The 22,689-nt window shown below is 68.3% G+C and carries 18 protein-coding genes and 3 tRNA genes; 18 read left to right on the top strand and 3 right to left on the bottom strand.

The genetic code is table 11. The features are described from left to right. Positions 1 to 11: 11 nt before the first annotated feature. Positions 12 to 1,295, bottom strand: a complete 1,284-nt coding sequence (locus ABZ951_RS19785) for an amidohydrolase family protein (protein ID WP_361280351.1) — start codon at positions 1,293 to 1,295, stop codon at positions 12 to 14. Positions 1,296 to 1,487: 192 nt separating this feature from the next. Here ABZ951_RS19785 and ABZ951_RS19780 point away from each other — a divergent pair. The 6 genes from ABZ951_RS19780 to ABZ951_RS19755 all read left to right on the top strand — a co-directional run bounded on the left by ABZ951_RS19780 (position 1,488) and on the right by ABZ951_RS19755 (position 4,153). After that, positions 1,488 to 1,560, top strand: a tRNA-Thr gene (locus tag ABZ951_RS19780). 49 nt (positions 1,561 to 1,609) lie between these two features. After that, positions 1,610 to 1,682, top strand: a tRNA-Met gene (locus tag ABZ951_RS19775). Positions 1,683 to 1,767: 85 nt separating this feature from the next. After that, positions 1,768 to 1,932: a 50S ribosomal protein L33 gene (rpmG, locus tag ABZ951_RS19770; RefSeq protein ID WP_030986111.1), complete on the top strand. Its 165-nt coding sequence runs from the start codon at positions 1,768 to 1,770 to the stop codon at positions 1,930 to 1,932. 136 nt (positions 1,933 to 2,068) lie between these two features. Next, the gene (locus ABZ951_RS19765) at positions 2,069 to 2,521 is read left to right on the top strand and encodes a MaoC family dehydratase N-terminal domain-containing protein (protein WP_344090665.1); all 453 of its coding nucleotides are present in this window, start codon (positions 2,069 to 2,071) and stop codon (positions 2,519 to 2,521) included. Beyond that, entirely contained in the window at positions 2,521 to 2,952 is a 432-nt protein-coding gene (locus ABZ951_RS19760) for a MaoC family dehydratase (protein ID WP_344090667.1), read from the top strand. Before ABZ951_RS19765 ends, ABZ951_RS19760 begins: the two co-directional genes overlap by 1 nt. A 145-nt stretch (positions 2,953 to 3,097) precedes the next feature. After that, positions 3,098 to 4,153 carry a UDP-N-acetylmuramate dehydrogenase gene (locus tag ABZ951_RS19755; protein ID WP_344090669.1) on the top strand — a complete coding sequence of 352 codons (1,056 nt, stop codon included), beginning with the start codon at positions 3,098 to 3,100 and terminating at the stop codon, positions 4,151 to 4,153. Between the two features lie 36 nt (positions 4,154 to 4,189). Here ABZ951_RS19755 and ABZ951_RS19750 read toward each other — a convergent pair whose 3' ends face one another. Together ABZ951_RS19750 and ABZ951_RS19745 are read right to left on the bottom strand one after the other, a co-directional pair. After that, positions 4,190 to 5,233, bottom strand: a complete 1,044-nt coding sequence (locus tag ABZ951_RS19750; RefSeq protein WP_344090672.1) for an adenosine deaminase — start codon at positions 5,231 to 5,233, stop codon at positions 4,190 to 4,192. 158 nt (positions 5,234 to 5,391) lie between these two features. Then, on the bottom strand, positions 5,392 to 6,639 hold the full coding sequence (locus ABZ951_RS19745) for a pyridoxal phosphate-dependent aminotransferase (protein ID WP_344090674.1): 1,248 nt from the start codon (positions 6,637 to 6,639) through the stop codon (positions 5,392 to 5,394). Between the two features lie 197 nt (positions 6,640 to 6,836). Here ABZ951_RS19745 and ABZ951_RS19740 point away from each other — a divergent pair. The 12 genes from ABZ951_RS19740 (at position 6,837) to fusA (ending at position 22,643) form a co-directional block, all read left to right on the top strand. After that, a tRNA-Trp gene (locus tag ABZ951_RS19740) sits at positions 6,837 to 6,909 on the top strand. Positions 6,910 to 7,018: 109 nt separating this feature from the next. After that, a complete protein-coding gene (gene secE, locus ABZ951_RS19735; protein WP_087927551.1) occupies positions 7,019 to 7,309 on the top strand; it encodes a preprotein translocase subunit SecE in 291 nt (96 codons plus the stop codon). 80 nt (positions 7,310 to 7,389) lie between these two features. After that, on the top strand, positions 7,390 to 8,283 hold the full coding sequence (nusG, locus tag ABZ951_RS19730) for a transcription termination/antitermination protein NusG (RefSeq protein WP_344090677.1): 894 nt from the start codon (positions 7,390 to 7,392) through the stop codon (positions 8,281 to 8,283). 161 nt (positions 8,284 to 8,444) lie between these two features. Then, complete coding sequence (gene rplK / locus ABZ951_RS19725) at positions 8,445 to 8,879, top strand: 50S ribosomal protein L11 (RefSeq protein WP_344090679.1); 435 nt, start codon at positions 8,445 to 8,447, stop codon at positions 8,877 to 8,879. 72 nt (positions 8,880 to 8,951) lie between these two features. Continuing rightward, entirely contained in the window at positions 8,952 to 9,668 is a 717-nt protein-coding gene (rplA, locus tag ABZ951_RS19720; protein WP_344090681.1) for a 50S ribosomal protein L1, read from the top strand. A 452-nt stretch (positions 9,669 to 10,120) separates the two neighbouring features. Then, positions 10,121 to 10,681: a 50S ribosomal protein L10 gene (gene rplJ, locus ABZ951_RS19715; RefSeq protein WP_344090683.1), complete on the top strand. Its 561-nt coding sequence runs from the start codon at positions 10,121 to 10,123 to the stop codon at positions 10,679 to 10,681. Between the two features lie 108 nt (positions 10,682 to 10,789). After that, positions 10,790 to 11,176 carry a 50S ribosomal protein L7/L12 gene (gene rplL, locus ABZ951_RS19710; RefSeq protein WP_344090685.1) on the top strand — a complete coding sequence of 129 codons (387 nt, stop codon included), beginning with the start codon at positions 10,790 to 10,792 and terminating at the stop codon, positions 11,174 to 11,176. A gap of 549 nt (positions 11,177 to 11,725) precedes the next feature. Then, on the top strand, positions 11,726 to 15,208 hold the full coding sequence (gene rpoB / locus ABZ951_RS19705; RefSeq protein WP_344090687.1) for a DNA-directed RNA polymerase subunit beta: 3,483 nt from the start codon (positions 11,726 to 11,728) through the stop codon (positions 15,206 to 15,208). A 94-nt stretch (positions 15,209 to 15,302) separates the two neighbouring features. After that, positions 15,303 to 19,202 (top strand): DNA-directed RNA polymerase subunit beta', encoded by a 3,900-nt coding sequence (locus ABZ951_RS19700; protein WP_344090689.1) that lies wholly within the window; start codon positions 15,303 to 15,305, stop codon positions 19,200 to 19,202. Positions 19,203 to 19,636: 434 nt separating this feature from the next. After that, positions 19,637 to 20,008: a 30S ribosomal protein S12 gene (rpsL, locus tag ABZ951_RS19695; RefSeq protein ID WP_003948652.1), complete on the top strand. Its 372-nt coding sequence runs from the start codon at positions 19,637 to 19,639 to the stop codon at positions 20,006 to 20,008. Positions 20,009 to 20,010: 2 nt separating this feature from the next. Continuing rightward, positions 20,011 to 20,481 (top strand): 30S ribosomal protein S7, encoded by a 471-nt coding sequence (gene rpsG / locus ABZ951_RS19690; RefSeq protein WP_030368420.1) that lies wholly within the window; start codon positions 20,011 to 20,013, stop codon positions 20,479 to 20,481. Positions 20,482 to 20,519: 38 nt separating this feature from the next. After that, a complete protein-coding gene (gene fusA / locus ABZ951_RS19685) occupies positions 20,520 to 22,643 on the top strand; it encodes an elongation factor G (protein ID WP_344090691.1) in 2,124 nt (707 codons plus the stop codon). Positions 22,644 to 22,689 lie beyond the last annotated feature (46 nt).

Here is a 22,689-nt window from a genome sequence, read left to right as displayed (position 1 = left end):
CGCTCCGCACGTCAGGAGGGCTCGCCGCCGCGGGACGACTGCCGGGGCAGGTCCAGCGCCGCCACCGCCGACGAGTCGCAGTACTCCCGCACCGCGCTCGTGCGGGCCACCACCCGGCCCTGGTGCACCACCAGGCGGCTGTAGGCCAGGGAGAGCACCCCCTCGATCCGCTCGCCCCGCACGGCCAGCAGCTCAGCCGGGAAGCCGGCCTCCACCCGCACCCGCGGCAGCCCCATGGCCGCCCGGGCCCGGCCGCTCACCGCCTCGTACGCCTCGGCCGGGCACAGCTCGCCGCGGGAGGCCAGCAGGAAGGCCGCCTCCAGGGGGTCGCCGCGGCCGACGGGGTTCGCCGCGTCCCGCACGGCGCCGCTCCCGGCCGTCACCCGCACGCCCGCCGCGCGCAGCAGCCGCACCGGCGCGCACTGGGAGACGCGCGCCCCGCGCCGTTCCAGCGCGCAGCAGTCGCCCTGCGGGAGGCAGACCACCGTCACCCCGGCCGCCGCGAGCTGTTCGGCGGCCCGGGCGGCCTGGTCGCGGGGGAGCCGGGCCAGGCCGCCGCAGGGGCCGACGGTGACGCCGGGGCGCAGGCCCCCGGCCATGGCGGCCAGCCGGGCCAGCCGGGGCGGGTCGTCCCCGTCCGTGTGCAGGTCGACGGGGCAGCCGTACTCGGCGGCGAGGTCCAGGGTGGCCTCGGCGTAGCCGGTCGGGTCGGGGTCGAGGTCGGGGCAGCCGCCCACGGCCGCGCCCATCTTCACGGCGTCCCGCAGCATCGCCAGCCCGTCGGCCCCGGCGACGCCGGTCAGCAGCCGGGGGACGGCGACGGGGGTGAGGTCGGTGAGGCCGCGCAGGGTGCGCCGCGCCTGGAGCACGGCCTCCAGGGAGCGCAGGCCCTGGACGCCGCCGATGCGGACGTGCGAGCGCAGCGCGGTGGCGCCGTGGCCGAGCTGGAGCAGCGCGGCCTCGGTGGCGCGGCGCTGGACGTCCTGGACGGCGTACGGGACGGGGCCCTCGGCGTCCGCGGTGAGCGCGGTGTCGCTGTGGGCGTGCGGCTCGGCGGGGGCGGGCAGCAGCAGATAGCCGCTGAGGTCGACCCGCGGGCCGGGGACGACGCTGCCGGGCGTCCCCACCGCCTCGATGCGGCCGTCGCTGAGCCGGACGTCGACGGTGCGGCCGTCGGCGAGCAGGGCGCCGCACAGCACCAGGGCGCTGTCACCGGGCGCGGGGCCGTACGGGACGCCGGGCGAAGTGGCGTCGCCTCCGGGGTTTCTCGGGGGCTGCGGCTGGCTGTCGGGCATCGCGCTCCTCCAGGGCCGGGCGTGCATGATCACGCAGCGTGGTCCGAGCCTAGGGCGCGTCCGGAACGGCTTCGAGCAAGCGACGAATAGTCGTACTGGTGTGGTGCGGGAGGGCCGCGGAGAGGCCCTTGGGAGGGCGGCCGGATACGGATTTCACCTTCGGCGGCCAACCGTGTAATGTCTTCCTCGCTCGCCCCAATAGCTCAGTCGGCAGAGCGTCTCCATGGTAAGGAGAAGGTCTACGGTTCGATTCCGTATTGGGGCTCTGGTGTGTGAGGTTCCTCGCCTTCGGGCGAGGATCTCTCCCGCATCAAAGCGGTGTAGCTCAGTCGGTAGAGCAAGCGGCTCATAATCGCTGTGTCACCGGTTCAAGTCCGGTCACCGCTACACGTAGTAGCCGATTGTGGGGTCGGTCCTCCGATCGGCTACTCTTGTCTGCGTTCATCCGTCCATTCCGTCAAGGAGCACTCCAGTGGCTGCCACCGACGTCCGCCCGAAGATCACGCTGGCCTGCGTGGAGTGCAAGGAGCGGAACTACATCACCAAGAAGAACCGGCGTAACGACCCGGACCGTCTTGAGATGAAGAAGCACTGCCCCCGCTGCAAGTCGCACACCGCTCACCGCGAGACGCGATAACACCAGGCTCGTTCATGAGGCCGTCCCCATCCAATGGGGGCGGCCTCATGGCGTATCCGCAGCCGCTGCTTCCCCGCGTTTCCCCCTTGCCTCTCCCCTGTTCTCCTCACCAGTCCACTCAGGAGGTGCCGAGCTCATGGCGCTCGACCAGTCCTTCGTCGGACGGACCTACCCGGCCACCGACCCCTACGAGGTCGGCCGGGAGAAGATCCGCGAATTCGCCGAGGCCGTCGGCGACACCAATCCGGTGTACACCGACCCCGAGGCCGCGAAGGCGCTCGGACACCCGGATGTGATCGCCCCGCCGACTTTCGTCTTCGCGATCACTTTCCGGGCCGCCGAGACGGTCGTCCAGGACCCCCAGCTGGGCCTGGACTACAGCCGCGTGGTGCACGGCGACCAGAAGTTCGCCTACACCCGCCCGGTCCGCGCCGGAGACCGGCTGACGGTCACCTCCACGATCGAGTCGGTCAAGTCCATGGCCGGCAACGAGGTGGTGTCGGTCCGCGGCGACGTCCACAGCGAGACCGGCGAGCACGTAGTGACCGCGTACACGATGCTGGTGGCCCGCGCCGCCGAGGAGGCGTGATGGCTGCCCGGATCGCATACGACGACATCGAGATCGGCACCGAGCTCCCGGCGCAGACCTTCCCCGTGACGCGCGCCACCCTCGTGCGGTACGCGGGCGCCTCGGGCGACTTCAACCCGATCCACTGGAACGAGAAGTTCGCCAAGGAGGTCGGACTGCCGGACGTCATCGCGCACGGCATGTTCACCATGGCCGAGGCCGTCCGCGTGGTGACCGACTGGGCCGGCGACCCCGGCGCGGTCGTCGAGTACGGGGTGCGCTTCACCAAGCCGGTCATCGTGCCGAACGACACCGAGGGCGCGCTCATCGAGGTCAGCGGCAAGGTCGCGGCCAAGGACGACGAGGCCCGCACGGTCCGCGTCGACCTCCTGGTGAAGAGCGCCGGCCAGAAGGTGCTGGGCATGTCCCGCGCCGTCGTCCGCCTGCCGTAAGCGAACAGCCGGTGGAGTAAGGGGCGTCCGCCACTGCGGGCGCCCCTTACTCATGCCCGCGGCTGCCGCCCCCACCACCGCCCCCGCTCATGCCGTCCGCAGGCACCCGGCGGCCCCCGCGGACGGCCCCCGTACCCTGGGGCGCGTGCAGGAACTCCACGATGCCCCCCTCGCCCCCCTGACCACCTTCCGGCTCGGCGGCCCCGCGACGCGCCTCGTCACGGCCACGACCGACGACGAGATCGTCGCGACCGTCCGCGAGGCCGACGCGAGCGGGACACCGCTGCTGATCATCGGCGGCGGCAGCAACCTCGTGATCTCCGACAAGGGGTTCGACGGCACCGCCCTGCGCATCGCCGGCCGCGGCTTCACCCTCGACGGCACCCGCCTGGAGCTCGCCGCCGGCGAGAACTGGTCCGACGCCGTGGCCCGGACCGTCGAGGCCGGGCTCGCGGGCATCGAGTGCCTCGCCGGCATCCCCGGCTCCGCCGGTGCCACGCCGATCCAGAACGTCGGCGCGTACGGCCAGGAGGTCTCCTCGACCATCACCGAGGTCGTCGCCTACGACCGCCGCGCCGGGGAGACCGTCACCATCCCCAACGCCGACTGCGGCTTCGCCTACCGCCACAGCCGCTTCAAGGAGGATCCCGGCCGCTACGTCGTGCTCCGGGTCCGCTTCGAGCTGGAGGACGCGGGCGGGCTGTCCGCGCCGCTGAAGTACCCGGAGACCGCCCGCGCCCTCGGCGTCGAGGCCGGCGAGCGGGTGCCCGCCGCCCGGGCCCGGGAGACGGTGCTGGGCCTGCGGGCCGGCAAGGGCATGGTCCTGGACGCCGCGGACCACGACACGTGGTCCGCCGGGTCCTTCTTCACCAACCCGATCCTCACCGAGGCCGAGCACGCGGCGTTCCTCGCCCGCGCCGCGGAGCGGCTGGGGCCGGACGTCACGCCGCCCGCCTACCCGGCGGGCGACGGGCTCACCAAGACGTCCGCGGCGTGGCTCATCGACAAGGCGGGCTTCACGAAGGGATACGGGACCGGGCCGGCCCGGATCTCGACCAAGCACACGCTCGCGCTGACGAACCGCGGCGCGGCCACGACCGAGGACCTGCTCGCGCTCGCGCGAGAGGTCCGGGACGGGGTGTTCGCGGCGTTCGGGGTGACGCTGGTGAACGAGCCGGTCACGGTGGGCGTCAGCCTTTAGCCCGCCGGGCCGGACGGCGCCGCCCCGGCACCACCGCTAGGACGTCAGCCAGTGGTCGATGTCCGTGAGCAGCTTCTCCCGGACATCCGGCGGCGCCGCCGACCCCCGTACCGACTGCCGCGCCAGCTCCGCCAGCTCCGCGTCCGTGAAGCCGTGGTGCTCGCGCGCCAGCTCGTACTGCGCGGCCAGCCGGGAGCCGAACAGCAGCGGGTCGTCCGCGCCCAGCGCTATCGGCACCCCGGCGTCGTACAGCGTCCGCAAGGGCACGTCCTCGGGCTTCTCGTAGACCCCCAGGGCCACGTTCGAGGACGGGCAGACCTCGCAGGTCACCCCGCGCTCGGCGAGCTTGCGCAGCAGCCGGGGGTCCTCCGCCGCGCGCACCCCGTGGCCCACCCGGCCCGCGTGCAGGTCGTCCAGGCAGTCGCGGACGCTGCTGGGCCCCGAGAGCTCCCCGCCGTGCGGCGCGGCCAGCAGACCGCCCTCGCGGGCGATCTGGAAGGCGCGGTCGAAGTCCCGGGCCAGCCCGCGCCGCTCGTCGTTGGACAGCCCGAAGCCGACGACGCCCCGGTCGGCGTAGCGCACGGCGAGCCGGGCGAGGGTCCGGGCGTCCAGCGGGTGCTTCATGCGGTTCGCGGCGACCAGCACCCGCATGCCCAGGCCCGTCTCCCGGGAGGCGCTCTCCACCGCGTCCAGAATGATCTCCAGGGCGGGGATCAGCCCGCCGAGCCGCGGCGCGTACGAGGTGGGGTCGACCTGGATCTCCAGCCAGCCCGAGCCGTCGCGCACGTCCTCCTCGGCGGCCTCGCGGACCAGCCGCCGGATGTCCTCGGGGGAGCGCAGGCAGGACCGCGCGATGTCGTACAGGCGCTGGAAGCGGAACCAGCCGCGTTCGTCCGTGGCGCGCAGCCGGGGAGGTTCTCCGCTGCTCAGCGCCTCGGGGAGGTGCACCCCGTACTTGTCGGCCAGCTCCAGCATGGTCGACGGGCGCATGGAGCCCGTGAAGTGCAGGTGCAGATGGGCTTTCGGCAGCAGACGAAGGTCTCTTCCAGCGGCTGTGCCATGGGCGTGAACACTCTCCATCCCAGGATCTTGCCGTACGGGCAGGTCAACCGGAAGGCACTTTCCTGATCGGCCCCTGAACGGGTGGCGGAGCGGGACGGCGCCCGAGAACCCCCGGAAGCGCGGACGGGCCCCCGGCGGCAGCCGGGAGCCCGTGCGAGCACTGCGCGTACCGAGGGTTATGCCTTGGCCTCCGCCAGCAGCTTCTGGATGCGCGAGACGCCCTCGACCAGGTCCTCGTCACCCAGCGCGTACGAAAGCCGCAGGTAGCCCGGCGTGCCGAACGCCTCACCGGGCACGACCGCGACCTCGACCTCTTCGAGGATGAGCGCGGCCAGCTCGACGGAGGTGGCGGGCCGCTTGCCGCGGATCTCCCTGCCGAGCAGCGCCTTGACCGACGGGTAGGCGTAGAACGCGCCCTCCGGCTCCGGGCAGAGAACGCCGTCGATCTCGTTCAGCATCCGCACGATGGTCTGCCGGCGGCGGTCGAAGGCCACCCGCATCTCGGCGACGGCCTCCAGGTCGCCGGAGACGGCGGCCAGCGCGGCCCGCTGTGCGACGTTGGACACGTTGGACGTGGCGTGGGACTGGAGGTTGGTCGCGGCCTTGATCACGTCCTGGGGGGCGATGACCCAGCCCACGCGCCAGCCCGTCATCGCGTACGTCTTGGCGACGCCGTTGACCACGATGCACTTGTCGCGCAGCTCCGGCACGACCACCGGCAGCGAGGAGAACTCCGCGTCGCCGTAGACCAGGTGCTCGTAGATCTCGTCGGTCAGCACCCACAGGCCGTGCTCCGCCGCCCAGCGGCCGATCTCCTCGACCTGGGCGCGGGAGTAGACGGCGCCGGTGGGGTTCGAGGGGGAGACGAAGAGCAGCACCTTGGTGCGCTCGGTGCGCGCGGCCTCCAGCTGCTCGACCGAGACGCGGTAGCCGGTGGTCTCGTCGGCGACGACCTCGACCGGGACGCCGCCCGCGAGGCGGATCGACTCGGGGTAGGTCGTCCAGTACGGCGCCGGGACGATGACCTCGTCGCCCGGGTCGAGGATCGCGGCGAACGCCTCGTAGATGGCCTGCTTGCCGCCGTTGGTGACCAGCACCTGGGACGCCTGGACCTCGTAGCCGGAGTCGCGCAGGGTCTTCGCGGCGATCGCGGCCTTCAGCTCGGGCAGCCCGCCGGCCGGCGTGTAGCGGTGGTTCTTCGGGTCGCGGCACGCCTCCACCGCGGCGTCGACGATGTAGCCGGGGGTCGGGAAGTCGGGCTCGCCGGCACCGAAGCCGATCACCGGGCGGCCGGCGGCCTTGAGGGCCTTGGCCTTGGCGTCCACGGCGAGCGTCGCCGACTCGGAGATCGACCCGACGCGGGCGGAGACCCGGCGCTCGGTGGGGGACTGAACAGGGGGCTGGGAGGGGGTCGCAGCGGTCATGGGGGCATCGTCCCAGACGGGGCACGCGGGGGGCACACGAGTGCAGCGACAGCGGTGCGCCGCGGCGGCCCGAAGCGACGCTGTTCGACGTCAGGCGCCGGAGCACGTACACTCATGCGTCGTTGGCCCCTCACCGGCAGATCCGCTGCGCGCACACCGTGCGTCCGGACGGATGCGGTACGTTGGGGGAACCACAAAGGGTCGTAGCTCAATTGGTAGAGCACTGGTCTCCAAAACCAGCGGTTGGGGGTTCAAGTCCCTTCGGCCCTGCTACACGCATCGTTTCCTGGGTGCGTGCATGCGTACGTACTGAAATGCACCGCCGTGCGGCTCAACCGGGCGCGGCACGGCTCACGACCCGGATTCAGGTGAGGACGTAGTGACGGAAGCCCTTGGCTCCACCGCGACGCCTGAGAGCGGTCGTCCCGAGGACGAGGTGGCCACCAAGAAGGGCCGCCGTGGCGGGAAGCGCGGAAAGAAGGGGCCTTTCGGCCGCCTCGCGCTCTTCTATCGCCAGATCGTCGCCGAGCTTCGCAAGGTCGTCTGGCCCACGCGCGGCCAGCTGTCGACGTACACCACCGTGGTGATCGTCTTTGTCGTCATCGTCATTGGCCTGGTCACCGTGATTGACTATGGGTTCTCCAACGCCGTCAAGTACGTATTCGGCTGAACCCGCGCGTAGGGCGGCTGCTTTTCGGAGAGCCGCCCCTTCGCACGTTCCACCCCTTGAAGCCAGGAAGAAGCAGCCACGTGTCTGACCCGAACCTGAACGAAGCCGCCGAGCCGGTCGCGGCTGCAGAGGCCGACGTGGACGCGGCTGTCTCGGCCGAGGTCGAGGGCGACGACACCCCGCAGGAGATCGTCGAGAACGCCGACGGCGCCGACGAGCTCGACGCCGAGGACGCCGCCGCGGGTGAGCCCGCCGAGGACGCCGCCCTCCACACCGAGGACGACGAGTCCGAGGCTGCCGACGCCGCCGACGAGGCCGACGCCGAGCCCCTCGCCGAGGCCGAGGAGCAGGCTCCGGTCGACCCGGTCGCCGCTCTCCGCGAGGAGCTCCGCGGTCTGCCGGGCGAGTGGTACGTCATCCACACCTACGCGGGTTACGAGAACCGCGTGAAGACCAACCTCGAGCAGCGCGCCGTCTCGCTCAACGTCGAGGACTTCATCTTCCAGGCCGAGGTGCCGCAGGAAGAGGTCGCGCAGATCAAGAACGGCGAGCGCAAGACCGTCCGCCAGAACAAGCTCCCGGGCTACGTCCTGGTGCGCATGGACCTGACGAACGAGTCCTGGGGCGTCGTCCGCAACACCCCCGGCGTCACCGGCTTCGTGGGCAACGCCTACGACCCCTACCCGCTGACCCTGGACGAGATCGTCAAGATGCTCGCCCCGGAGGCCGAGGAGAAGGCCGCCCGCGAGGCCGCCGAGGCCGAGGGCAAGCCGGCTCCGTCCCGCAAGGTCGAGGTCCAGGTGCTGGACTTCGAGGTGGGCGACTCGGTCACCGTCACGGACGGCCCCTTCGCGACCCTCCAGGCCACGATCAACGAGATCAACGCCGACTCGAAGAAGGTCAAGGGCCTCGTCGAGATCTTCGGTCGCGAGACCCCGGTCGAGCTCAGCTTCGACCAGATCCAGAAGAACTAGCTTCTTCCGGACACACGCCTCCGAACAGGTCAGACCGGCTGCTTGCAGCCTGTCTGACCTGCTCGGTTTTTGGCCGCAGCATGTTACCCGTTATCGTGGTGCGGTATGCCTGCGCGCACTGTGCGCCGGCAAAAAACTCTCACTAGGACCCGGAGAGAGCAATGCCTCCCAAGAAGAAGAAGATCACGGGGCTTATCAAGCTCCAGATCAGCGCCGGTGCCGCGAACCCGGCCCCGCCGGTCGGCCCCGCGCTGGGCCAGCACGGCGTGAACATCATGGAGTTCTGCAAGGCCTACAACGCCGCGACCGAGTCGCAGCGTGGCATGGTCGTGCCGGTGGAGATCACGGTCTACGAAGACCGCTCCTTCACCTTCGTCACCAAGACCCCGCCGGCCGCGAAGCTGATCCTCAAGGCCGCTGGTGTGGAGAAGGGCTCCGGCGAGCCGCACACCAAGAAGGTCGCCAAGATCACCCGCGACCAGGTTCGTGACATCGCCACCACGAAGATGCCCGACCTGAACGCGAACGACCTGGACGCCGCCGAGAAGATCATCGCCGGTACCGCTCGTTCTATGGGCATCACCGTCGAAGGCTGATCAGCCCCCTTCGCACCACCGTGGAAGGACCAGCGCTGGTCCGCACCACGACTCCAAAACTGAGGAGAAGCAGTGAAGCGCAGCAAGACTCTCCGCGCTGCGGACGCCAAGGTCGAGGCGGAGCGCCTGTACGCCCCCCTCGAGGCCGTCCGTCTCGCCAAGGAGACCTCCGCCACCAAGTTCGACGCGACCGTCGAGGTTGCCATGCGTCTGGGCGTCGACCCGCGCAAGGCCGACCAGATGGTCCGTGGCACCGTGAACCTTCCGCACGGCACCGGTAAGACCGCCCGGGTCCTGGTCTTCGCGACCGGTGACCGTGCTGCGGCCGCGGAGGCCGCGGGCGCCGACATCGTCGGCTCCGACGAACTGATCGACGAGGTCGCGAAGGGCCGTCTGGACTTCGACGCCGTCGTCGCCACCCCGGACCTCATGGGCAAGGTCGGCCGCCTCGGCCGCGTGCTCGGTCCGCGTGGTCTGATGCCGAACCCGAAGACCGGCACGGTCACCCCGGACGTGGCGAAGGCTGTCACGGACATCAAGGGCGGCAAGATCGAGTTCCGCGTCGACAAGCACTCGAACCTGCACTTCATCATCGGCAAGGTGTCGTTCGATGAGGTCAAGCTGGTCGAGAACTACGCTGCGGCGCTGGAGGAGATCACCCGTCTCAAGCCCTCCGCCGCGAAGGGCCGCTACATCAAGAAGGCGGCCATGACCACGACGATGGGCCCCAGCATCCCGCTGGACTCCAACCGCACCCGCAACCTCCTCGTCGAGGACGAGACGGTCTGATCGACCTCTCGTAGCGAGTCAGCGTCACGGGCCGGGCCCCGCATCCCCTCCGGGGGGTGCGGGGCCCGGCTTTTTCGCGGGCCCGCAGGAGCCTTGGGTGCCGCTCTGCGGGCCGCCCGGACCGCCGGGCCGCCCCGGGGAGCCACGGCCCGGAAACGGCCGCTGAGCGGCGCGCCCCGGGCGATTTGCATCGAAGCGCACCCCTCACGTACCTTGAGCCAGAAGCCAAAGACCGCTGGTCGTTGCTGTGCCTTCGCAAGAAGGTGTGGTGGCCGAAGGATCCGCTAGCTGCGGGCGACCTGCGCAGGTGATTTGAGGTTGAACTCCCGTGAGGACCCCTGGTCCGAGCGGTCGAGTACACGCCCCGAGCGCCCGCGCCGGGGCGTTTCGTTTTGCCCAGGTCCCTTCGCGTGTCTATGCGGTCCGAATCACCCGGAAGGAGGCCGAGGCTCATGGCGAGGCCCGACAAGTCTGCCGCGGTTGCCGAGCTGACGGACAAGTTCCGCAGCTCGAACGCCGCCGTGCTGACCGAGTACCGCGGTCTCACCGTGGCGCAGCTCAAGGAGCTGCGTCGTTCGCTCGGTGAGAACGCCCAGTACGCCGTGGTGAAGAACACGCTGACCAAGATTGCGGCCAACGAGGCCGGGATCACTTCGCTGGACGACCACTTCACTGGTCCGACGGCGGTTGCCTTCGTCACCGGTGACCCGGTGGAGTCGGCGAAGGGTCTTCGTGACTTCGCCAAGGAGAACCCCAACCTGATCATCAAGGGCGGTGTCCTTGACGGCAAGGCGCTGTCCGCCGATGAGATCAAGAAGCTTGCGGACCTCGAGTCCCGCGAGGTTCTGCTCGCCAAGCTGGCGGGTGCCATGAAGGGCAAGCAGTCCCAGACTGCCGCGCTCCTCCAGGCGCTCCCGTCGAAGTTCGTCCGCACCGCGGAGGCGCTTCGCAGCAAGGTCGAGCAGGGCGGTGCCGGTACGCCGGCTCCCGTCGAGGCCGAGGCTGCCGAGTAATCACGCGCAAGCGTGTGACCTCGCGTCCGTCACGGTCGCAGCGGGCCCGTAGTACGCCCGCCGAAATGTACATCCGGCACCAGCCGAATTAGTGGAAGGACCGCCATCATGGCGAAGCTCACCCAGGACGAGCTGCTCGGTCAGTTCGAGACGATGACCCTCATCGAGCTCGCGGAGTTCGTGAAGGCCTTCGAGGAGAAGTTCGACGTCACCGCTGCCGCCCCGGTCGCCGTGGCCGCCGCCGGTGGTGCCGCTGGTGGCGCCGCCGAGGCCGTCGAGGAGCAGGACGAGTTCGACGTCATCCTCACCGCCGCCGGTGACAAGAAGATCCAGGTCATCAAGGTCGTGCGCGAGCTGACCTCCCTGGGTCTGAAGGAGGCCAAGGACCTCGTCGACGGCACCCCGAAGCCGGTCCTCGAGAAGGTCGCGAAGGACGCCGCGGAGAAGGCCGCCGAGGCCCTCAAGGGCGCCGGCGCCTCCGTCGAGGTCAAGTGACCTTCGGAGTCCGCTGACTCTCCGCAGTACGTTTCAAGGGCGATCACCCATGCGGGTGGTCGCCCTTGGGCGTTCCCGCGACGGTTGCCTTGCCCCGGGCCCACGGGCGAGTATGGTGATCATCGCTGTTGTCGGCGGTGCTCGTCGGGAGACCGTCGCACAGGAGCCACAGAAGGCGTCCGGAGGCCCAGGGCCTTGACGAACGGCACGCCGCGCGCAATTCTCAGGACGCGTCGCCACATCGATCCGCAGCCGAGGCATGGATCGCCGGCGAAGAGGGAAGCCTTGCTCCAGGCATGAGGAACAACAGGATCCCGGAGGGAGAGATTGGTATCGCACCGGTCTCCGGAAATCCGCTCTGGACATCAGTGGGCCAAGTGGCTACACTGACCCTTTGCGCTGCCTGTTAGCTGCTCCCTGCCCGTCACCAGGGGCATGCCCACTGTCGAGCACTGCTGATGGAAACCCGCTGAGCTGGGATTTCTCTCGTATGCACGGAGTGGGGCCGGTACGCGCGTAGTGAGTCCGAGCCCTCGGAAGGACCCCCTCTTGGCCGCCTCGCGCAACGCCTCGACTGCCAATACGAACAACGGCGCCAGCACCGCCCCGCTGCGCATCTCTTTTGCGAAGATCAAGGAGCCCCTCGAGGTTCCGAACCTCCTTGCGCTGCAGACCGAGAGCTTCGACTGGCTGCTCGGCAATGCCGCCTGGAAGGCTCGCGTCGAGGCTGCGCTGGACAGTGGTCAGGACGTCCCCACGAAGTCCGGTCTGGAGGAGATCTTCGAAGAGATCTCCCCGATCGAGGACTTCTCCGGGTCGATGTCGCTGACCTTCCGCGACCACCGCTTCGAGCCGCCGAAGAACTCCATCGACGAGTGCAAGGAGCGCGACTTCACGTACGCGGCCCCGCTCTTCGTCACCGCTGAGTTCACCAACAACGAGACCGGCGAGATCAAGTCGCAGACGGTCTTCATGGGCGACTTCCCGCTCATGACCAACAAGGGCACCTTCTGCATCAACGGCACCGAGCGTGTCGTCGTCTCGCAGCTGGTCCGCTCGCCGGGCGTCTACTTCGACTCCAACATCGACAAGACGTCCGACAAGGACATCTTCACCGCCAAGATCATCCCGTCCCGGGGTGCCTGGCTGGAGATGGAGGTCGACAAGCGCGACATGGTCGGTGTCCGCATCGACCGCAAGCGCAAGCAGTCGGTCACCGTTCTGCTCAAGGCTCTCGGTTGGACGACCGAGCAGATCCTCGAGGAGTTCGGCGAGTACGAGTCCATGCGCGCCACCCTGGAGAAGGACCACACCCAGGGCCAGGACGACGCGCTGCTCGACATCTACCGCAAGCTGCGTCCGGGCGAGCCGCCGACGCGCGAGGCTGCGCAGACGCTGCTCGAGAACCTCTACTTCAACCCCAAGCGCTACGACCTCGCCAAGGTCGGCCGCTACAAGGTGAACAAGAAGCTCGGCGCGGACGCCCCCCTCGACGCCGGTGTGCTGACCGTCGACGACGTCATCGCGACGATCAAGTACCTGGTCAAGCTGCACGCCGGTGAGCTGGAGACGGTCGGCGAGAACGGCACCTCGATCGTCGTCGAGACCGACGACATCGACCACTTCGGCAACCGTCGTCTGCGCAACGTCGGCGAGCTCATCCAGAACCAGGTCCGCACGGGTCTGGCTCGTATGGAGCGCGTCGTCCGCGAGCGGATGACCACCCAGGACGTCGAGGCGATCACGCCGCAGACCCTGATCAACATCCGGCCGGTCGTCGCCTCCATCAAGGAGTTCTTCGGCACCAGCCAGCTGTCCCAGTTCATGGACCAGACGAACCCGCTGTCGGGCCTGACCCACAAGCGCCGTCTGTCCGCGCTGGGCCCCGGTGGTCTCTCCCGTGAGCGGGCCGGCTTCGAGGTCCGAGACGTTCACCCGTCGCACTACGGCCGCATGTGCCCGATCGAGACCCCCGAAGGCCCGAACATCGGTCTGATCGGCTCGCTCGCGTCCTACGGCCGCGTCAACGCGTTCGGTTTCGTCGAGACCCCGTACCGCAAGGTCGTCGACGGCCGGGTCACCGACGACGTCGATTACCTGACTGCCGACGAGGAAGACCGCTTCGTCATCGCCCAGGCGAACGCCGCCCTCTCCGAGGACATGCGTTTCGCCGAGGCGCGCGTGCTGGTCCGCCGCCGTGGCGGCGAGATCGACTACATCGCCGGCGACGACGTCGACTACATGGACGTCTCCCCGCGCCAGATGGTGTCCGTCGCGACCGCGATGATCCCCTTCCTGGAGCACGACGACGCCAACCGCGCGCTCATGGGATCGAACATGATGCGCCAGGCCGTGCCGCTGATCAAGGCGGAGGCCCCGCTGGTCGGCACCGGCATGGAGTACCGCTGCGCGGTCGACGCCGGTGACGTCATCAAGGCCGAGAAGGACGGTGTGGTCCAGGAGGTCTCCGCGGACTACGTCACGGTCGCCAACGACGACGGCACGTACAACACGTACCGCGTCGCCAAGTTCTCCCGCTCGAACCAGGGCACGTCCTTCAACCAGAAGGTCGTCGTGGACGAGGGCGCTCGCGTCAGCACCGGTCAGGTGCTCGCCGACGGCCCGTCCACGGACGAGGGCGAGATGGCGCTCGGCAAGAACCTCCTCGTGGCGTTCATGCCGTGGGAAGGCCACAACTACGAGGACGCGATCATCCTGTCGCAGCGCCTCGTGCAGGACGACGTCCTCTCCTCGATCCACATCGAGGAGCACGAGGTCGACGCCCGTGACACCAAGCTCGGCCCGGAGGAGATCACCCGGGACATCCCGAACGTCTCCGAGGAGGTCCTCGCCGACCTCGACGAGCGCGGCATCATCCGCATCGGTGCCGAGGTCGTCGCCGGCGACATCCTCGTCGGCAAGGTCACGCCCAAGGGCGAGACCGAGCTGACCCCCGAGGAGCGTCTGCTCCGTGCGATCTTCGGTGAGAAGGCCCGTGAGGTCCGTGACACCTCGCTGAAGGTCCCGCACGGTGAGATCGGCAAGGTCATCGGCGTCCGCGTCTTCGACCGCGAAGAGGGCGACGAGCTGCCGCCGGGCGTGAACCAGCTGGTCCGCGTCTACGTCGCGCAGAAGCGCAAGATCACCGATGGTGACAAGCTCGCCGGCCGTCACGGCAACAAGGGTGTCATCTCCAAGATCCTTCCGGTCGAGGACATGCCGTTCCTCGAGGACGGCACCCCGGTCGACATCATCCTCAACCCGCTCGGTGTCCCGTCCCGAATGAACCCGGGACAGGTCCTCGAGATCCACCTCGGCTGGCTCGCCAGCCGCGGCTGGAAGGTCGAGGGCGACGAGGACTGGATGAAGCGTCTGCAGGCGATCGGCGCCGACGAGGTCGCCGCCGGCACCAACGTCGCGACCCCGGTCTTCGACGGCGCCCGCGAGGACGAGATCGCCGGTCTCTTCGAGTCCACGATCCCCAACCGCGACGGTGACCGCCTGGTCCTGCCCTCCGGCAAGGCCCGGATGTTCGACGGCCGCTCCGGCGAGCCGTTCCCGGACCCGATCTCCGTCGGGTACATGTACATCCTCAAGCTCCACCACCTGGTCGACGACAAGCTCCACGCCCGTTCGACCGGCCCGTACTCCATGATCACCCAGCAGCCGCTGGGTGGTAAGGCTCAGTTCGGTGGTCAGCGCTTCGGTGAGATGGAGGTGTGGGCGCTGGAGGCATACGGCGCCGCCTACGCCCTCCAGGAGCTGCTGACGATCAAGTCCGACGACGTGACCGGCCGCGTGAAGGTCTACGAGGCGATCGTCAAGGGCGAGAACATCCCTGAGCCCGGCATTCCCGAGTCCTTCAAGGTGCTCATCAAGGAAATGCAGTCGCTCTGCCTCAATGTGGAGGTGCTCTCCTCGGACGGCATGTCCATCGAGATGCGTGACACGGACGAGGACGTCTTCCGCGCAGCGGAGGAGCTCGGTATCGACCTGTCCCGGCGCGAGCCGAGCAGCGTCGAAGAGGTCTGACGGGTCTGGCCGGGGCGCTCTCGTAGCGCCCCGGCCTCCCCGGGACCCCCAGACCATGATGAAGACACGACCCTGAAAGAGGGATTGACGAACAGTGCTCGACGTCAACTTCTTCGACGAGCTGCGGATCGGCCTGGCGACCGCGGACGACATCCGAACCTGGTCCCACGGCGAGGTCAAGAAGCCGGAGACCATCAACTACCGCACCCTCAAGCCCGAAAAGGACGGACTCTTCTGCGAGAAGATCTTCGGTCCGACCCGGGACTGGGAGTGCTACTGCGGTAAGTACAAGCGTGTCCGCTTCAAGGGCATCATCTGTGAGCGCTGTGGCGTCGAGGTCACGCGTGCCAAGGTGCGCCGTGAGCGGATGGGCCACATCGAGCTTGCCGCTCCCGTCACCCACATCTGGTACTTCAAGGGCGTTCCGTCGCGGCTGGGCTACCTGCTCGACCTCGCCCCGAAGGACCTCGAGAAGGTCATCTACTTCGCCGCCTACATGATCACGTGGGTGGACGAGGAGCGCCGCACGCGCGACCTGCCCTCGCTGGAGGCGCACGTCTCCGTCGAGCGCCAGCAGATCGAGCAGCGCCGCGACGCCGACCTGGAGGCCCGCGCCAAGAAGCTCGAGGCCGACCTGGCCGAGCTGGAGGCCGAGGGTGCCAAGGCCGACGTGCGCCGCAAGGTGCGCGAGGGCGCCGAGCGTGAGATGAAGCAGCTGCGCGACCGTGCGCAGCGCGAGATCGACCGCCTCGACGAGGTGTGGAGCCGCTTCAAGAACCTCAAGGTCCAGGACCTCGAGGGCGACGAGCTGCTCTACCGCGAGCTGCGCGACCGCTTCGGCACCTACTTCATGGGTGCGATGGGCGCCGCCGCGCTGCAGAAGCGCCTGGAGTCCTTCGACCTCGACGAGGAGGCCGAGCGCCTCCGCGAGATCATCCGGACCGGCAAGGGCCAGAAGAAGACCCGTGCGCTCAAGCGCCTCAAGGTCGTCTCCGCCTTCCTGCAGACGCGCAACAGCCCCAGCGGCATGGTGCTCGACTGCATCCCCGTGATCCCGCCGGACCTGCGTCCGATGGTGCAGCTGGACGGTGGCCGCTTCGCGACCTCCGACCTGAACGACCTGTACCGCCGCGTGATCAACCGCAACAACCGCCTCAAGCGTCTCCTTGACCTCGGTGCCCCCGAGATCATCGTGAACAACGAGAAGCGGATGCTGCAGGAGGCCGTCGACGCGCTGTTCGACAACGGCCGCCGTGGCCGTCCGGTCACCGGTCCGGGCAACCGCCCGCTGAAGTCCCTGAGCGACATGCTCAAGGGCAAGCAGGGTCGTTTCCGTCAGAACCTGCTCGGTAAGCGTGTGGACTACTCCGCGCGTTCCGTCATCGTCGTCGGCCCGCAGCTGAAGCTGCACCAGTGCGGTCTGCCCAAGGCCATGGCGCTGGAGCTCTTCAAGCCGTTCGTGATGAAGCGCCTGGTCGACCTGAACCACGCGCAGAACATCAAGTCGGCGAAGCGCATGGTCGAGCGCGGCCGCACGGTCGTCTACGACGTGCTCGAAGAGGTCATCGCCGAGCACCCGGTTCTCCTGAACCGTGCGCCCACGCTGCACCGCCTCGGCATCCAGGCCTTCGAGCCGCAGCTGGTCGAGGGCAAGGCCATCCAGATCCACCCGCTCGTCTGCACCGCGTTCAACGCGGACTTCGACGGTGACCAGATGGCCGTCCACCTGCCGCTCTCCGCGGAGGCGCAGGCCGAGGCCCGCATCCTGATGCTGTCCTCGAACAACATCCTGAAGCCGGCCGACGGTCGTCCCGTCACCATGCCGACCCAGGACATGGTGCTGGGCCTGTTCTTCCTCACCACCGACGAGGAAGAGCGCAAGGTCATCGGCGAGGGCCGGTCCTTCGGCTCCACCGCCGAGGCGATCATGGCGTTCGACGCCAAGGAGCTCTCGCTCCAGGCGAAGGTCGACATCCGCTTCCCGATCGGCACCGTCCCGCCGCGTGGCTGGACCCCGCCGGTGCGCGAAGAGGGCGAGCCGGAGTGGCAGCAGGGTGACAGCTTCCGGCTGCGCACCACCCTGGGCCGCGCGCTCTTCAACGAGCTGCTGCCCGAGGACTACCCGTTCGTCGACTACTCGGTGGGCAAGAAGCAGCTCTCCGAGATCGTCAACGACCTGGCCGAGCGCTACCCCAAGGTCATCGTGGCGGCGACGCTCGACAACCTGAAGGCGGCGGGCTTCCACTGGGCGACCCGTTCCGGCGTCACCGTGGCCATCTCCGACGTCGTCGTTCCCGAGGCGAAGAAGGAGATCGTCAAGGGCTACGAGGCGCAGGACGAGAAGGTCCAGAAGCAGTACGAGCGCGGTCTGATCACCAAGGACGAGCGCACGCAGGAGCTCATCGCGATCTGGACCAAGGCGACCAACGAGGTTGCCGAGGCGATGAACGCGAACTTCCCCAAGACGAACCCCATCTTCATGATGGTTGACTCGGGTGCCCGAGGAAACATGATGCAGATGCGACAGATCGCCGGTATGCGTGGTCTGGTGTCGAACGCGAAGAACGAGACCATCCCGCGACCCATTAAGGCGTCGTTCCGTGAGGGTCTCACCGTGCTGGAGTACTTCATCTCCACCCACGGTGCCCGTAAGGGTCTCGCGGACACCGCCCTGCGTACCGCCGACTCGGGTTACCTGACCCGTCGTCTGGTGGACGTCTCGCAGGACGTGATCATCCGCGAGGAGGACTGCGGCACCGAGCGCGGCCTCAAGCTGGCGATCGCGACCAAGGGCGCCGACGGTGTCCTGCGCAAGACCAACGACGTCGAGACGAGCGTCTACGCCCGCATGCTGGCCGAGGACGTCGTCATCGACGGCAAGGTCATCGCGCCGGCCAACGTCGACCTCGGTGACGTGCTCATCGAGCAGCTCGTCGCGCACGGCGTGGAGACGGTCAAGACCCGCTCGGTCCTGACCTGCGAGTCCGCGGTCGGCACCTGTGCCTTCTGCTACGGCCGCTCGCTGGCCACCGGCAAGCTGGTCGACATCGGTGAGGCCGTCGGCATCATCGCGGCCCAGTCGATCGGTGAGCCCGGTACCCAGCTGACGATGCGTACCTTCCACACCGGTGGTGTGGCCGGTGACGACATCACCCAGGGTCTGCCCCGTGTCGTCGAGCTCTTCGAGGCTCGTACGCCCAAGGGTGTCGCCCCGATCTCGGAGGCGGCCGGCCGCATCCGCATCGAGGAGACCGAGAAGACCAAGAAGATCGTCGTCACTCCGGACGACGGCAGCGAGGAGACGGCGTTCCCGATCTCCAAGCGTGCCCGTCTGCTGGTCAGCGAGGGCGAGCACGTCGAGGTGGGCCAGAAGCTCACCGTGGGTGCCACTAACCCGCACGACGTCCTGCGCATCCTCGGCCAGCGCGCCGTCCAGGTCCACCTGGTCGGCGAGGTCCAGAAGGTCTACAACTCGCAGGGTGTGTCGATCCACGACAAGCACATCGAGATCATCATCCGGCAGATGCTGCGCCGCGTGACGATCATCGAGTCCGGCGACGCGGAGCTGCTGCCGGGCGAGCTCGTGGAGCGCTCGCGCTTCGAGGGTGAGAACCGCCGTGTGGTCACCGAGGGCGGTCACCCCGCCTCCGGCCGTCCGCAGCTGATGGGTATCACCAAGGCCTCGCTCGCCACCGAGTCGTGGCTGTCGGCGGCGTCCTTCCAGGAGACGACCAGGGTCCTGACCGACGCGGCGATCAACGCCAAGTCGGACTCCCTGATCGGCCTCAAGGAGAACGTCATCATCGGTAAGCTCATCCCGGCGGGTACGGGCCTGGCCCGTTACCGCAACATCCGGGTGGAGCCCACCGAGGAGGCCAAGGCCGCGATGTACTCGGCCGTCGGCTACGACGACATCGACTACTCGCCCTTCGGCACCGGCTCCGGCCAGGCGGTCCCGCTGGAGGACTACGACTACGGTCCGTACAACCAGTAGGTCGCAAGTCGAGCGCCGCAGGGCGGTCACCCCACACCGGGGTGGCCGCCCTGCGGCGTGTCGTCGCTCTCACTCGTTCGGGCGCCCGGCGGCCGGCCGGTTCCGCCGCGGGGGCGTCGACCCTTGTCAGGGCAGGGGAGTGGGGGCCGCCGTGCGACATATGCTGCGCATCGGGGCGTCCCCCGCGTGTGCATTTGTTTTGACCGCAGCCCATGCGCTAGGTACGCTCTGACCTTGTGCCTGGGGTGTCCCTGGGCTCTCGTGCGTGCCGTTAGACCGTGCGAGATGCTCGGACCGTAACGGTCAAGACACCGAATTCTGCATCATTCCGCCTCCGGCGGGGGTCTGCAGCTTTCGACACACCCGACCGCGTGGGTCGGTGCGTAGCCCCAGGTTAGTTTTATCGTGATCGGCACACAGAAACCGGAGAAACGGTGCCTACGATCCAGCAGCTGGTCCGAAAGGGCCGGCAGGACAAGGTCGAGAAGAACAAGACGCCCGCGCTCGAGGGTTCGCCCCAGCGTCGCGGCGTCTGCACGCGTGTTTTCACGACCACCCCGAAGAAGCCGAACTCGGCGCTCCGTAAGGTCGCGCGTGTGCGTCTGACCTCCGGCATCGAGGTCACCGCTTACATTCCGGGTGAGGGCCACAACCTGCAGGAGCACTCCATCGTGCTCGTGCGCGGCGGTCGTGTGAAGGACCTGCCGGGTGTTCGCTACAAGATCATCCGCGGCTCCCTCGACACGCAGGGCGTCAAGAACCGTAAGCAGGCTCGCAGCCGCTACGGCGCCAAGAAGGAGAAGTAAGAATGCCTCGTAAGGGCCCCGCCCCGAAGCGCCCGGTCATCATCGACCCGGTCTACGGTTCTCCTCTTGTCACGTCGCTGATCAACAAGATCCTGCTGCACGGCAAGCGCTCCACCGCTGAGCGCATCGTCTACGGCGCCATGGAAGGCCTGCGCGAGAAGACCGGCAACGACCCGGTCATCACGCTCAAGCGCGCCCTCGAGAACGTCAAGCCGGCGCTCGAGGTCAAGTCCCGCCGTGTCGGTGGCGCCACCTACCAGGTGCCGGTCGAGGTCCGTCCGGGCCGCGCCTCCACCCTCGCGCTCCGCTGGGTCGTCGGCTACTCCCGCGCCCGTCGCGAGAAGACGATGACCGAGCGCCTCATGAACGAGCTCCTGGACGCCTCCAACGGTCTGGGCGCTGCGGTCAAGAAGCGTGAGGACACGCACAAGATGGCCGAGTCCAACAAGGCCTTCGCGCACTACCGCTGGTAGTCGCTACCCACATCGAGACCGAGAGAAGACTGAGCCATATGGCCACCACTTCGCTTGACCTGGCCAAGGTCCGCAACATCGGGATCATGGCCCACATCGACGCGGGCAAGACGACCACCACCGAGCGGATCCTGTTCTACACCGGTGTCTCGTACAAGATCGGTGAAGTCCACGACGGCGCTGCCACGATGGACTGGATGGAGCAGGAGCAGGAGCGCGGCATCACGATCACGTCTGCCGCGACGACCTGCCACTGGCCGCTGAACGACGTCGACCACACGATCAACATCATCGACACGCCGGGCCACGTCGACTTCACCGTCGAGGTGGAGCGTTCGCTGCGCGTCCTCGACGGTGCCGTGACGGTGTTCGACGGCGTCGCCGGTGTTGAGCCGCAGTCCGAGACCGTTTGGCGTCAGGCGGACCGCTACGGCGTGCCGCGCATCTGCTTCGTCAACAAGCTGGACCGCACCGGCGCCGAGTTCCACCGCTGTGTCGACATGATCGTCGACCGTCTCGGTGCGGTGCCGCTGGTCATGCAGCTGCCGATCGGTGCCGAAGCCGACTTCAAGGGCGTGGTCGACCTCGTCCAGATGAAGGCTCTGGTCTGGTCCGCCGAGGCCGCCAAGGGCGAGATGTACGACGTCGTCGACATCCCGGCCACGCACATCGAGGCCGCCGAGGAATGGCGCGGCAAGCTGCTCGAGGGTGTCTCCGAGCACGACGACGAGATGATGGAGCTGTACCTCGAGGGCCAGGAGCCCACCGAGGAGCAGCTGATGGCGGCCATCCGCCGCATCACGCTCGCCTCCCGTGGCAGCGCCGACTCCGTCACCGTCACCCCGGTGTTCTGTGGTACCGCGTTCAAGAACAAGGGCGTCCAGCCCCTGCTCGACGCCGTGGTCCGCTACCTGCCGTCGCCGCTCGACATCGAGGCTGTTGAGGGTCACGCCGTCAACAACCCCGACGAGGTCGTGAAGCGCAAGCCTTCCGACGACGAGCCGTTCGCCGGTCTTGCCTTCAAGATCATGAGCGACCCGCACCTCGGCAAGCTCACCTTCGTCCGGGTTTACTCGGGCCGCATGGAGACCGGCACCGCGGTGCAGAACTCCGTGAAGGGCAAGAAGGAGCGCATCGGCAAGATCTACCGGATGCACGCGAACAAGCGTGAGGAGATCGAGTCGGTGGGTGCCGGTGACATCGTCGCCGTCATGGGTCTGAAGCAGACCACCACCGGTGAGACCCTCTGCGACGCCGCGAAGCCGGTCATCCTGGAGTCCATGGACTTCCCGGCCCCGGTGATCCAGGTCGCCATCGAGCCGAAGTCCAAGGGCGACCAGGAGAAGCTGGGTGTCGCCATCCAGCGTCTCGCCGAGGAGGACCCGTCCTTCCAGGTCCACACGGACGAGGAGACGGGCCAGACCATCATCGCGGGTATGGGCGAGCTGCACCTCGACGTGCTGGTCGACCGTATGCGCCGTGAGTTCCGCGTCGAGGCGAACGTCGGCAAGCCGCAGGTCGCGTACCGCGAGACGATCCGCAAGGCCGTCGAGCGTATCGACTACACGCACAAGAAGCAGACTGGTGGTTCCGGCCAGTTCGCGAAGGTGCAGATGGCCATCGAGCCCCTCGAGGGCGATGGCTACGAGTTCGAGAACAAGGTCACCGGTGGCCGTATCCCGCGGGAGTACATCCCGTCCGTGGACGCGGGTTGCCAGGAGGCCATGGAGTTCGGCGTGCTGGCCGGCTACCCGCTGACCGGTGTCAAGGTGACGCTGCTCGACGGCGCCTACCACGACGTCGACTCGTCCGAACTCGCCTTCAAGATCGCCGGTTCCATGGCGTTCAAGGAGGGTGCTCGCAAGGCGTCGCCGGCTCTTCTCGAGCCGATGATGTCCGTCGAGGTCACCACCCCCGAGGACTACATGGGTGACGTCATCGGTGACATCAACTCCCGCCGTGGCCAGATTCAGGCCATGGAGGACCGTCACGGCGCCAAGCTCGTCAAGGGCCTGGTTCCGCTGTCGGAGATGTTCGGCTACGTCGGAGACCTCCGCAGCAAGACCTCGGGTCGCGCAAGCTACTCGATGCAGTTCGACTCCTACGCCGAGGTTCCCCGGAACGTCGCCGAGGAGATCATCGCGAAGGCCAAGGGCGAGTAACTCCGCGTCTTCGCACGCGAAGCTCACGCTTTAGGCTTTACACCGA

It is taken from the genome of Streptomyces sp. NPDC046215, from assembly GCF_040646215.1.
Lineage (GTDB): Bacteria > Actinomycetota > Actinomycetes > Streptomycetales > Streptomycetaceae > Streptomyces > Streptomyces stramineus.
The sequence above is the reverse complement of the archived record's forward strand: the minus strand, read 5'-3'. Positions and strand labels throughout refer to the sequence as shown.

Coding starts and splice junctions, on each gene's coding strand:
- rpsG (WP_030368420.1), top strand. CDS start 20,011: ATGCCTCGTAAGGGCCCCGCCCCGAAGCGCCCGGTCATCATCGACCCG.
- ABZ951_RS19760 (WP_344090667.1), top strand. CDS start 2,521: ATGGCTGCCCGGATCGCATACGACGACATCGAGATCGGCACCGAGCTC.
- ABZ951_RS19765 (WP_344090665.1), top strand. CDS start 2,069: ATGGCGCTCGACCAGTCCTTCGTCGGACGGACCTACCCGGCCACCGAC.
- rplL (WP_344090685.1), top strand. CDS start 10,790: ATGGCGAAGCTCACCCAGGACGAGCTGCTCGGTCAGTTCGAGACGATG.
- ABZ951_RS19785 (WP_361280351.1), bottom strand. CDS start 1,295: ATGCCCGACAGCCAGCCGCAGCCCCCGAGAAACCCCGGAGGCGACGCC.
- rplJ (WP_344090683.1), top strand. CDS start 10,121: ATGGCGAGGCCCGACAAGTCTGCCGCGGTTGCCGAGCTGACGGACAAG.
- fusA (WP_344090691.1), top strand. CDS start 20,520: ATGGCCACCACTTCGCTTGACCTGGCCAAGGTCCGCAACATCGGGATC.
- ABZ951_RS19750 (WP_344090672.1), bottom strand. CDS start 5,233: ATGGAGAGTGTTCACGCCCATGGCACAGCCGCTGGAAGAGACCTTCGT.
- rplK (WP_344090679.1), top strand. CDS start 8,445: ATGCCTCCCAAGAAGAAGAAGATCACGGGGCTTATCAAGCTCCAGATC.
- ABZ951_RS19745 (WP_344090674.1), bottom strand. CDS start 6,639: ATGACCGCTGCGACCCCCTCCCAGCCCCCTGTTCAGTCCCCCACCGAG.